The organism is Pedobacter kyungheensis (genome assembly GCF_000812965.1).
GTDB lineage: Bacteria > Bacteroidota > Bacteroidia > Sphingobacteriales > Sphingobacteriaceae > Pedobacter > Pedobacter kyungheensis.
Genome location: NZ_JSYN01000026.1, coordinates 64,014 through 76,346 on the forward strand (window position 1 = coordinate 64,014; position 12,333 = coordinate 76,346).

8 protein-coding genes are annotated in these 12,333 nt (G+C 37.8%); 6 read left to right on the top strand and 2 right to left on the bottom strand.

From position 1 onward, the window contains the following. Positions 1–229 precede the first annotated feature (229 nt). From OC25_RS19750 to OC25_RS19760, 3 genes are all read left to right on the top strand, one after another. Positions 230–2,092 carry an ABC-F family ATP-binding cassette domain-containing protein gene (locus OC25_RS19750; RefSeq protein ID WP_039479699.1) on the top strand — a complete coding sequence of 621 codons (1,863 nt, stop codon included), beginning with the start codon at positions 230–232 and terminating at the stop codon, positions 2,090–2,092. Positions 2,093–2,237: 145 nt separating this feature from the next. Continuing rightward, positions 2,238–4,100: a tRNA uridine-5-carboxymethylaminomethyl(34) synthesis enzyme MnmG gene (mnmG, locus tag OC25_RS19755; protein ID WP_039479701.1), complete on the top strand. Its 1,863-nt coding sequence runs from the start codon at positions 2,238–2,240 to the stop codon at positions 4,098–4,100. Between the two features lie 121 nt (positions 4,101–4,221). Next, positions 4,222–5,868, top strand: a complete 1,647-nt coding sequence (locus OC25_RS19760; RefSeq protein ID WP_039479703.1) for an Ig-like domain-containing protein — start codon at positions 4,222–4,224, stop codon at positions 5,866–5,868. Between the two features lie 132 nt (positions 5,869–6,000). Here OC25_RS19760 and OC25_RS19765 read toward each other — a convergent pair whose 3' ends face one another. Together OC25_RS19765 and nadB are read right to left on the bottom strand one after the other, a co-directional pair. Continuing rightward, positions 6,001–6,513 (bottom strand): gamma carbonic anhydrase family protein, encoded by a 513-nt coding sequence (locus OC25_RS19765; protein WP_039479705.1) that lies wholly within the window; start codon positions 6,511–6,513, stop codon positions 6,001–6,003. A gap of 129 nt (positions 6,514–6,642) precedes the next feature. Continuing rightward, positions 6,643–8,229, bottom strand: coding sequence for an L-aspartate oxidase (nadB, locus tag OC25_RS19770; protein ID WP_039479707.1), 1,587 nt, complete (start codon positions 8,227–8,229; stop codon positions 6,643–6,645). 450 nt (positions 8,230–8,679) lie between these two features. Here nadB and nadA point away from each other — a divergent pair, with 450 nt between their 5' ends. The 3 genes from nadA to thiL all read left to right on the top strand — a co-directional run bounded on the left by nadA (position 8,680) and on the right by thiL (position 12,130). Continuing rightward, positions 8,680–9,678 (top strand): quinolinate synthase NadA, encoded by a 999-nt coding sequence (nadA, locus tag OC25_RS19775; protein WP_039479710.1) that lies wholly within the window; start codon positions 8,680–8,682, stop codon positions 9,676–9,678. A gap of 70 nt (positions 9,679–9,748) precedes the next feature. Next, the gene (locus OC25_RS19780; protein ID WP_039479712.1) at positions 9,749–10,987 is read left to right on the top strand and encodes a dicarboxylate/amino acid:cation symporter; all 1,239 of its coding nucleotides are present in this window, start codon (positions 9,749–9,751) and stop codon (positions 10,985–10,987) included. A 102-nt stretch (positions 10,988–11,089) separates the two neighbouring features. Beyond that, positions 11,090–12,130 (top strand): thiamine-phosphate kinase, encoded by a 1,041-nt coding sequence (gene thiL, locus OC25_RS19785; RefSeq protein ID WP_039479714.1) that lies wholly within the window; start codon positions 11,090–11,092, stop codon positions 12,128–12,130. The last annotated feature ends 203 nt before the right edge of the window (positions 12,131–12,333 follow it).

Consider the following 12,333-nt stretch of genomic DNA (forward strand, 5'->3'; position numbering starts at 1 on the left):
TTAGTTTTAGTTAATGATTGAAGCAGCGGTGGAGCGAGTCCGACCGCTGTTTTCTTTTATAAGCACTCGTTGATAGCAAAAACACCCCTTTAGTACAGGAGCTAATACATCAATCTTCTGCCATTTTTAGCTGATACAGAACAGCTTTGAAACAATCAGTTCAACGTTCCAAATAATTTATACTTACCTTTGCACTAATTTTTCTTTATAAATCCGAAATACAAAAAAATTGAGCACATTAATTGCGGCAGAAGGCTTAGGGCATGGTTATCATGACGAATGGTTATTTAAAAATTTAACCTTGGGTATTAACTCCGGGCAGCGCGTGGCGTTGGTTGGTATTAATGGCGCAGGTAAGAGTACATTATTGAAATTACTTGCCGAAAGGTTCCCTCCGCTCGAAGGTAAAATTGTAAAAAATAAATCTGTAAAAATTGGCTTTTTAGATCAGGAACCCCAGTTTACCGAGGGCTTTTCTATTAGCGATCACATCTTTTCGCTGGAAAATAAGCAGCAACAGCTCATTAAAGAGTACGAGGAATTAATTGAAAATCCGAATCCAGACGAAAAAACACTTAATCGTTTATACGAGGAGTTAAGTGAACACAATGCCTGGGAATATGAGCATGAGATTAAAACTATCCTTAACCGGATGGGGATTACCCATCTTCAGCAAAAAATTTCTACCCTATCGGGTGGACAAAAGAAGCGTTTGGCTTTGGCTAAACTGTTAATTGAAGATCCGGAAATTTTAGTATTGGATGAGCCTACCAATCATTTGGATATAGATACCATTGAATGGTTAGAAAAGCTTTTAACCACCGGGCAGAAAACCATTCTTCTGGTTACGCATGACAGGTACTTTTTAGATAATGTTTGCAATACCATTGTAGAGTTAGACCGTGGTAAAATTTTCAACTATAACGGAAATTATGCTTACTTCTTAGAAAAGAAAGCCGAAAGAGAAGCTTTAGACGCGACAGTTTTACATAAGAACCAACAGCTATTAAAGAAAGAATTAGAGTGGATGAGACGCATGCCACAGGCGCGTGCAACGAAATCTCAGGCCAGGATCGATGCCTTTTACGAATTAGAAGAAAAAACAAAGAAAAAGACTGACAATCAGAATGTTACCTTAAAAATGAAGATGTCGCGCCAGGGTGGCAAGATTATCGAGTTGGAACACATTAAGCAAAGCTTTGATGGCCGTCCGATTATCAACGATTTCAGCTACACCTTTAAAAAAGGCGATCGTATTGGTTTAGCCGGCAAGAATGGAACAGGTAAATCGACACTTCTCAATATCATCACCAGCAACTTAAAACCAGAAGGTGGTAAGGTAGATACTGGTGAAACAACCGTGTTCGGATATTACAAACAAGGTGGTTTAACTTTCGATCCAAAAGAACGTGTAATTGATATTGTAAAATCAGATGCCGAATATATCAAGATGGCTGATGGTTCTGTGATCACCGCTTCGGCCCTGCTTACTCTTTTTCTCTTCCCACCAAAGAAACAACATGGCATGGTTGAGAAATTAAGTGGTGGTGAAAAGAAACGTTTGAACCTGATGAAGGTGTTAATGCAAAATCCAAATTTCTTGATATTGGATGAGCCGACAAACGATTTAGATATTGACACCTTAAACGTATTGGAAGAATTTTTAGAAAACTTCCCGGGCATCCTGATGTTGGTTTCTCACGACAGGTACCTACTCGACAAGATGAGTGATCAGCTCTTCATTATGGAAGGCGAAGGTGTTGTAAAAATTTACAATGGTAACTACTCAGAGTACAGGTTAAGTTTAGAACAACCAAAAACAAAAGTTGAAACAAAAAAAACACCTGCACCTGTTGTAGAACAAGCACCAGTTAAAGCCACAAAAAAATTAAGTTTCAAAGAGCAGAAAGAATTAGAAGATAGCGAAAAGGGAATGGAAGAAATGGAAAACAAAATAGCAGCGCTTACCCAAACCTTAAATAGCATCGATGCTTCCGATTACATTAAAATACAAGAAGTATCAGCAGAGATTGAAAAACTGCAAGCAAAACTGGATGATTATACCATGCGTTGGCTGGAGCTTTCAGAATAAAATCAAAACAATTCTATGCTTATTTCCGCGTTATGTTTCACGTGGAACATTGAAATAAAAAGGAGAAAAATAAAATTAACTCCTACCCTTTTAAATAAAAAAACAAACTTGTTTCACGTGGAACAATTAATAAAATACAAATAAAATGTTTTCAAAATACGATTTGATTGTTGTTGGTGCCGGTCATGCAGGATGCGAAGCTGCAGCCGCTGCTGCCAATTTAGGATCATCTGTTCTACTAATCACAATGAATATGGGTACCATTGCCCAGATGAGTTGTAACCCTGCAATGGGCGGTGTTGCCAAAGGGCAAATCGTTCGTGAGGTAGATGCTATGGGAGGTTATTCAGGTATTATATCTGATAAATCAACCATTCAATTCCGTATGCTTAATAAATCTAAAGGCCCTGCCATGTGGAGTCCGAGAGCCCAAATAGATAGAATGAGATTTGCAGAAGAGTGGCGATTAGCTTTAGAAGGCACCAAAAACCTCGATATCTGGCAGGATAGCGTTGTAGGTTTATTGGTAAAAGACAATACAGTATACGGCGTTAAAACATCTTTAGGTATCGAAATAGAAAGTACTGCTGTGGTATTAACTAATGGTACATTCTTAAATGGAACCATTCATATTGGTGAGAAAAAATTTGGTGGAGGTAGAACAGCAGAGAAATCATCAACCGGTATTACTGAACAATTGGTAGAATTAGGTATGGAAGCCAGTCGTATGAAAACCGGTACCCCACCCCGCGTTGATGGACGTAGTTTAGACTATACTAAAATGGAAGAGCAATGGGGAGATGAAAACCCTGGTAAATTTTCTTACACAGATACAGTTGTTTCTACCGATCAACGCTGTTGCTGGATTACCTATACCAATGGAGACGTACACGAAACTTTAAAAGAAGGCTTCGAAAAATCGCCGATGTTTACTGGTCGTATCAAAGGTTTAGGTCCGAGATATTGCCCTTCGATTGAAGATAAAATTAATCGTTTTGCAGAGCGCGACAGACATCAGATTTTTGTTGAACCTGAAGGATGGAACACTTGCGAAATTTATGTAAATGGTTTTTCAACTTCACTTCCCGAAGATGTACAATTTAAAGCATTGAGATTAATTCCGGGTTTTGAGCAAGCCAAAATGTTCAGACCAGGTTACGCCATAGAGTACGATTTCTTCCCACCTACTCAGTTATCTTTAACCTTAGAAACTAAATTAATCAGTAATTTATTTTTAGCCGGACAGATAAACGGAACAACCGGATATGAAGAAGCGGCATGTCAAGGCTTCATGGCCGGCATCAATGCGCATCAAAAAATTACCGATAAACACGAGTTGATCATGAAAAGATCGGAAAGTTACATTGGTGTTTTAATTGATGACTTAGTTACAAAAGGAACCGAAGAGCCATACCGTATGTTCACTTCAAGAGCCGAACATCGTTTATTATTGAGACAAGATAATGCAGATATTCGCTTGTCTCCTATCGGTCATGAGCTTGGTTTAATTTCTGATGAACGCTTAGCTAAGGTAAATCAAAAAGTAGCCGATGCCGAAGCTTTGGTAAAATTTACAAGAAGCCAGGGTATTGAAATGGCAGACGCAAACCCGATGCTCGAAAGTTTAGGCTCAAGTGCTTTAAATCAAAACGTAAAAATTCACAGTTTAGTAGGCAGACCGCATGTTGGTTTACAAGACATCATCCAGGTAAGCAAGCCTTTGGCCGAAGCCACTAAAGCACTGGATAATGAAACTATTGAGCAAGCTGAAATTAAAATTAAGTATGAAAGCTATTTTGAAAAAGAAAACGAGATTGTAGCCAAAATGCTAAAAATGGAAGACAAAGAAATTAAACCTGATTTCGACTACAATAAAATTGTTTCCATTTCAAAAGAAGCGCGTGAAAAATTATTTAAAATTAAACCACGAACTTTAGGTCAGGCATCGAGAATTTCCGGGGTTTCACCATCAGATATTTCTGTTTTAATGGTTTATATAAATAAGTAACTGATAATCAGTAACTTAACTAAAATAAAAGTAACATCAAATAAAGCGATATAAGCGATTAAAAACATTTTTTAATATCAGAGTTCCAAAAAGTATAAAAATCCGTCAGAACGATTAAAATATGCCAAATTTAAAAAACCAGCATTTTAACCTTAAAAATTTAGCAGTACTTTTCGCCTTGCTCCTACTTTTGGGTTGTGCAAGTATGCAAACACCTCAAGGTGGACCAAAAGATACTACGCCACCAAAAGTTTTAAGTATGACTCCAAAAAATCAAACGAGAAATTTTAATGCTAAAAAAATCGTAATTGAGTTCGACGAATATTTTAACCTGAAAGATGAGTTTAAAGAATTTTCAATTTCGCCTGATCAGGAAAAAGCTCCGGAACTAAAGAAGCGCGGGAAAAAGTTAGAAATTAATCTTCAGGATTCTTTAGAAAAAAATACGACTTACACTTTAAATTTTGGAAAATCGGTAGCCGATGTAAACGAAGGTAATGTGGTTAAAAATTTATCTTATGTATTCTCTACCGGTCCTGAAATCGATTCACTTTCAGTAAGCGGTAAAGTAATTAACTCGCTGAGCGATGAAGCAGAAAAAGATGTAACTGTTTTTATTCTTCCAATTGAACGTGATACGCTGTTTGGAAAAAAACGCCCGTCTATTTATACCACTACCGATAGTGCCGGAACGTATAAATTAAATAACCTGAGAAAAGGAACTTATAAAATTTATGCCCTTAAAGAAAGTAGTGGTGGTGGCGATAAAATATACCAGCAAATTTCGGATGAAATTGGTTTTGTTAAAGAACCCATCGTAATTGATAAAAATCTGGAAAATATAGATTTACAGACTTTCAAAGAATTAGCACCAGAATTTCGCATCTTAGAGCGAAAACTGAATAATGATGGAAGTATACTCATTACCTTTAATCAGCAGCTTAAAAGCCCTAAAATTACCATTACAGAGCCCGCGGCACTAGATGCAGGTAAACAGGTTTTCTTTAATAAAACCAACGATACCACTAAAATATGGCTCAATGACATGAGTTTCGACTCGGTTAAAGTGGCCATTAACGATCAGGGAAAGCTGCTACAGACCTTAAATTTTACCCGGGGTAAAAAAGATACTTATACGCGCGATGTGACCATTAGCGATAATCTCATAGGTGGAAAATTAAATCCCTACCAGCAGCTAACACTCACTTTTCCGTTCCCGGTAACTGCTGCAGATCCATCCAAAATAATTTTGCTCGAAGATTCGGTAAAGCGAAACACATTTGAGCTGGTAAAAGACAGTGTAGATTTTCTTAAATATTACATTAAATACCCCTGGAAGAATAAAAAGAATTACGATTTAAAGCTAGGTGCAGGTACCTTCACAGCCATTTTTAATGCTAAAAACAAAGATATAAATAAACGTTTTACGCTCGAAAGTGCGGATGCCTATACTACACTAGTATTGAATGTTACCGTACCCGATACCAGTAAACGTTATGTAGTACAGTTCTTAAACGAGAAAAAAGACATTATCAAATCGTTTCCGGTAGCTAAAAATTCAAAAATTACCTTCTCCAAATACCCTGCAGGAAAGTATATGTTAAGGGTAATTTACGATGAAAATAAAAACGGCATCTGGGATACCGGAAATGTAAAAGAAGGCTTTCAGCCCGAAAAAGTATGGTATTTAAAGGCTTTAATGGATTTAAAACCCAACTGGGAACGCGAAGATCCTTTGGTGATACCAGCACCGCCCAAAGGACCTTAAAAGCATAGTTCCTCACAGAAGAACCCGTCATTTCGACCGTAGCGGAGAAATCTATTAACCAAACTAATAGATTTAACTTCGCTGAGCCTTCGGGTTCTCGACTCCGTTGCAATCCGCTCGAAATGACATATATCAGGAGGTAAACCACCCCGAATACATAATATAATTATCAGGCAACTTATTTAATAAAGCCCTTTGCTCTTCAGTAATGGGCTTTATTTTTTTTGCAGGCGTACCAGCATATAAATGGCCACTCTCACATACGGTATTCTCCAGTACCACAGCACCGGCCGCAATGATACAATACTCTTCAATTACAGCATGATCCATTACAATTGCCCCCATGCCAATTAAAACATGATCTTGTACCGTACAACCATGTACGATGGCATTATGCCCTACTGATACGCGGTTTCCGATATGTGTAGAAGCTTTTAAATAAGTAGCATGAATAACAGCTCCATCCTGGATATTAGTTTCATTACCAATCGTAATTGCGTTTACATCACCTCTGATTACGGCATTAAACCATACTGAGCATTTATCCCCCATCACAACATCGCCAACTATCGTGGCATTTTCAGCAATAAAATTGTCAGTTCCAATTTGCGGGTATTTATCTTTTACAGGTAGTATTAAAGGCATAATTTTATTTAAATCTATAGTATTGTACTCCACTTAATTTACAAAAGGGCAATTAAATGATGACAGTTAATAAAAAGTCAGAGATGCTGAAACAAGTCCGATAGCTATCGGACCAGCATAGCGGATAAATTAAAAAATAGTATCTGTTAGTTCCTTAGCATGGTTAGGATAATCGGTTGTAAAATGCAATCCCCTGCTCTCTTTACGCTGCATGGCCGATTTTATAACCAGGTAAGCCGTTTGTATTACATTACGCAGCTCACAAAGCTTAACCGATACTTTATTCTTTTTATAAAATTCTTCTGTTTCCTGATAAATTAAAAATAAACGGCGATGTGCCCTTTCCAAACGAAAATCAGAACGCACAATACCCACATAATCTCCCATTACTTTTTGTAATTCCCTTAAATTGTGGGTAACTAAAACATCTTCGTTGCTCTGCGTTACACCTTTCGAATCCCAATCCGGTATGTGATCTGGTATAACATTATTTTTAAAATTCTCTATTGCATCCTGATAAATGCGGTGTGCAAAAACTGTAGCTTCAAGTAACGAATTGGAAGCCAGACGGTTAGCCCCATGCAACCCTGTTGAAGAACATTCTCCACAGGCATATAAATTTTTAATAGAAGAACGGCCATACTCATCAACCAAAATACCACCACACATGTAATGAGAAGCTGGTGTAACCGGGATATAATCTTTAGTCATATCTATACCTATAGATAAGCACTTGGCATAAATGTTAGGGAAATGTTTCAAAATATCGGCCTTTTTGCGCATGGTGATATCCAGGTACACAAAATCGTCACCTGACTTCTTCATTTCATTATCCACAGCCCTGGCCACTATATCACGCGGTGCAAGCGATTTACGCTCGTCGTACTCATGCATAAACTCTTCGCCATTCTTTCTCCTTAAAACGCCACCAAAACCCCGTACAGCTTCTGAAATTAAGAAAGAAGGATATTCACCCGGATGGTATAAAGCGGTTGGATGGAACTGAATAAATTCCATATTTCTCACTTTTCCTTTTGCACGGTATACCATCGCCATTCCATCACCAGTGGCAATAACCGGATTGGTTGTTGCAGAATAAACATGTCCGGCCCCCCCCGAAGCCATTACAGTCACATTTGCCACAATCTTTTCCACATCGTTAAGCTCTGTGTTAAAGGCATATATCCCATAACAGTTAATATCTTCTGTACGTTTATCCACAAACTCACCCAGGTGATGTTGGGTTATTAGCTCCAGTGCGAAGTAATGTGTTAATATCTCTATGTTCGGATTGGCATGAATTTCCTTCAATAAAACACGTTCAATCTCATAACCGGTAATGTCTTTATAGTGCAAAACACGGTGCTCAGAATGGCCTCCCTCCTTCGCCAGATCGTAAAAACCAGCATTGTCTTTATCGAAGTTTATACCATAATCTATAATCTCCTGAATTCGCTGAGGCCCCTCTTTTACAACGATTTCCACAATTTTTGGATCGCATAATCCATCTCCGGCAATCAGCGTATCATCAATATGTTTTTCAAAAGAATCATCTTTATCCACAACCACGGCAACGCCTCCCTGAGCGTATTTTGTGTTCGATTCGTCTTCATTTGATTTCGTGACGATTAAAACCTTACCATATTTTGCTGCTTTAAGTGCAAAACTCAAACCTGCTATACCAGAGCCAATTACCAGAAAATCTACTTTTCTCATTAATAAAAACATTTACTTTATCCACGATGTTAATAACTATTGAATAACTGTTAACTCTGTGTCTAAATTATCCTAACAAATAAATTTGAATGTTTAAAGCTACTCTAAAAACACAATTTGCCACAATCTTTTGCGCAATTTTTAAGCAGCTTTCTACAAGTAATTAACTTTTTCCCCACTTATAAACAATTAACATTCCGATATTGATAAAAATTGAAGCGATTTTCGATAAGCCTGAAAATCAAACTTATGATATTAGAAAAATGTAATCTAAATGTTAGTAAACGATTAATAACTTATCTTAAAGAAAGAATTTTCTGAACTTGCCAACATTATCAACACACTAATAAACAAACAAGAATTATTTATTTAAAAATACTTATTAATTATTGAGACGTGGAAAGCTTTATCTTTGACCAACGTCAAAATTCAAAAAAGGAAAATTTAATAATGAACATAGATGTCTTAGAAGAAATCAATAAAAAAGGTTTCGCAGAAGAAGAAATTGATCCTACACTCGATCTTTTCGCAGAGATTGAGCGTTTAAAAAAGGAAAAGAATGCAATTATTCTGGCACACTACTATCAAGAACCTGATATTCAGGATATTGCTGATTATATTGGCGATAGTTTAGGTTTATCACAAGAGGCTGCTAAAACAGATGCTGATGTAATTGTATTTGCAGGTGTGCATTTTATGGCCGAAACGGCAAAGATTTTATCGCCTGATAAAAAGGTTTTATTACCCGATGTAAAGGCAGGTTGCTCTTTAGCAGATAGTTGTCCACCTCACCTCTTTAAGAAATTTAAGGAAAAATATCCCGACCACCTGGTAATCACCTATGTAAACTGTACGGCCGAATTAAAAGCTTTAAGTGATATTGTATGTACCAGTACCAATGCGGTGCAGATTGTGCAAAGTTTACCTAAAGATCAGAAAATTATTTTCGGGCCTGATCGGAATCTAGGTGCTTATGTAGCAAAAAAAACCGGAAGGGATCTGGTATTGTGGAACGGTGCCTGTATGGTACATGAAATTTTCTCGCAGGAAAAAATTACTAAACTGAAAGAACGCCATCCGAATGCTAAATTTATTGCGCATCCGGAATGTGAAGAAGTGATTTTAAAAATGGCTGATTATGTAGGTTCTACCACTGGTTTGTTAAAATATACCATTAGCAACCCGGCAACTGAGTTTATTGTAGCTACCGAAAGTGGTATTATCCACCAGATGGAAAAGGCAAATCCGGATAAAACTTTTATTCCGGCGCCGCCCAATAACAGTTGTGCCTGTAACGATTGTCCGTATATGAAAAGAAATACGCTGGAAAAACTATATTTATGTATTAAAAATGGTTATCCGGAAGTTACTGTACCTGAGCATATTATTGAGCAGGCCCGTAAACCGATTCAAAGAATGCTCGATATTTCGGCAGAGCTGGGTTTATAAATACTTGTCACACTGAGCCTGTCGAAGTGCTATAGTCTTCGACAAGCTCAGACTGACATAACGATAGAAAATGGAAAAGAACAACATCCTTAAAAATTATTCGGGTTTATTGTGGCTTTTGGCTGGTATTACAGTGGGGAGCATTGTCGGTTTAATTTTTGGGAAAAGTGTTGAAAGTATAAAACCCCTGGGCGATATATTTTTAAACCTGTTGTTTACGGCAGTAATTCCGTTGGTATTTTTTGCGGTTTCGTCGGCCATTGCAAATATAGACCGGTCAAAAAAATTAGGAAAGCTATTAACCATTATGGTTTTGGTTTTTCTGGGCACCATTTTAATTTCTGCCATTTTAACATTAGTGGCCAGCTGGGTTTTTCCTATTCATCAGCAACTTGCTGCCGGTAATTTACCAGAAGAAACCACTAAAATACAGTCGGTTGGCCAACAAATGACCCAGCTTTTTACAGTTGGCGAATTTTATGAAATTGGCAGTCGCAAAAATATGCTTGCGCTGATTATTTTTTCAGTTTTGGTTGGTTTTTCGACCTTATATGCCGAAGAATCCGGCGAGGGATTTAAAAAATTCCTGGTATCAGGCAATGAGGTGATGAAAAAATTAATCATCCTGATCATGAAACTGGGACCTATCGGTTTAGGAGCCTATTTTGCGTATCAGGTGGGGGTTTTTGGTCCGCAACTTTTTGGTACTTATGCCAAAGCGCTTGGTTTGTATTATGGGGTTGGCGCATTTTATTTTGTGGTGTTTTTTACCCTTTATGCTTTTATAGCCGGGGGATTTAAAGCCATCAAAATATTTTGGAAAAACAATATTGTACCTTCTTTAACCGCAATTGGAACCTGCAGTAGCATTGCAACTATTCCGGCAAATTTAGATGGAACTACGAAAATGGGTGTACCGGCTTACATTACCAATGTAACCATTCCGCTCGGCTCTACCCTGCACAAAGACGGATCGAGTATTAGTTCGATTGTTAAAATTGTTGTTGTTTTTGCCATTTTTGGAAAAGATTTGGCACATGTTGATACCATCATTCTGGCACTAGGCATTACGGTTTTGGTAAGTATTGTTGAGGGGGGAATACCGAATGGTGGTTATATTGGCGAATTATTGATGATTTCGGCTTACCAACTACCACCTGAAGCTTTGCCACCCGCTATGATTATCGGTACATTGGTTGATCCGATGGCAACTTTGCTGAATGCAACCGGCGATAATGTCGCCGCCATGTTAATTGCCAGGTTTACAGAAGGAAAGAATTGGATGGAAAAAGGTAATTCGTCAAGCTGATTCCGATAGCTATCGGATTTGTTTCAGAGCCTAATTGAGAGATGCTGAAACAAGTTCAGCATGACGGTAGATAGAGTTATTATAAAAAGAAAGAACAAGTATATGTTTGAAAATAAAGAACGTACAGATATTAATCAATTGGGAGAGTTTGGTTTAATCAAACACTTAACCACAAATTTTAAAATCAGAAATGATTATTCGGTAAAAGGTATTGGGGATGATGCAGCCGTTTTGGATTCGAAAGGAAAACAAACACTGGTATCGACAGATCTTTTGCTGGAAGGTATACATTTCGATCTGGCTTATGTGCCTTTAATCCACCTGGGTTACAAAGCAGTACAGGTAAACCTGAGCGATATTTATGCGATGAACGGAAAGGCCAGCCAGATTACAGTTTCTATTGGTGTTTCGAGTAAGTTTCCATTAGAAGCTGTTGAAGAAATTTATAAAGGAATTGAACTGGCCTGCAATAAATACAATATCGATTTAATTGGCGGCGATACTTCATCGAGTAAGCAGGGCCTTGTAATCAGCATTACCAGTATTGGCTATGCCGATGCCGATAAAGTGGTATACCGGAATGGTGCTCAGGAAAACGATTTGCTTTGTGTTTCTGGCGATTTGGGTGGTGCCTATATGGGGCTGCAAATATTAGAGCGCGAAAAATTAATTTATTTGGAAAACCCTCAAATCCAGCCCGATCTGGAAGGTAAAGATTATATTATTGAGCGCCAGTTAAAACCTGAAGCACGCATGGATATTGTGGCGCTTTTGGAAGAAATGGATATTAAACCTACTTCGATGATTGATATTTCGGATGGTTTGGCTTCAGAAATTTTGCACCTGGCCACTGAAAGTGATAAAGGCATTACCATTTACGAAGAAAAAATTCCTCTAGATCCGATGACCTATGAAACCGCGCGTGAACTGGGAATCGACCCAACCGTTTGTGCTTTAAGTGGTGGCGAAGATTATGAGTTATTATTTACCATTAGCCAGGATGATTATAAAAAATTGAAACACGATGTAGATATCACCGTAATTGGTCATGTTACTGATAAAAATTCGGGTTGTAAAATGGTTTCTAAATCTAATAATGTACATGAGTTAAAAGCCCAGGGTTGGAACGCTTTTAATAAATAGGGTTTAACTAAAAAACAAAGCGTCGTCATCTCGACCGGAACGCAGTGGAGCGGAGAGATCTATCTTGAGATAGATTTAGCTTCGCTGAGCCTTCGGGTTCTCGACTTCGTTGCACCCGATAGCTATCGGGTTCGCTACCATTGACAGACACCTAAGAATTTCGTCATTGCGAGAAGGCTTTTTCAGCCGACGAAGCAATCTTT

Coding starts and splice junctions, on each gene's coding strand:
- mnmG (WP_039479701.1), top strand. CDS start 2,238: ATGTTTTCAAAATACGATTTGATTGTTGTTGGTGCCGGTCATGCAGGA.
- OC25_RS19760 (WP_039479703.1), top strand. CDS start 4,222: ATGCCAAATTTAAAAAACCAGCATTTTAACCTTAAAAATTTAGCAGTA.
- OC25_RS19765 (WP_039479705.1), bottom strand. CDS start 6,513: ATGCCTTTAATACTACCTGTAAAAGATAAATACCCGCAAATTGGAACT.
- nadB (WP_039479707.1), bottom strand. CDS start 8,229: ATGAGAAAAGTAGATTTTCTGGTAATTGGCTCTGGTATAGCAGGTTTG.
- nadA (WP_039479710.1), top strand. CDS start 8,680: ATGAACATAGATGTCTTAGAAGAAATCAATAAAAAAGGTTTCGCAGAA.
- OC25_RS19780 (WP_039479712.1), top strand. CDS start 9,749: ATGGAAAAGAACAACATCCTTAAAAATTATTCGGGTTTATTGTGGCTT.
- thiL (WP_039479714.1), top strand. CDS start 11,090: ATGTTTGAAAATAAAGAACGTACAGATATTAATCAATTGGGAGAGTTT.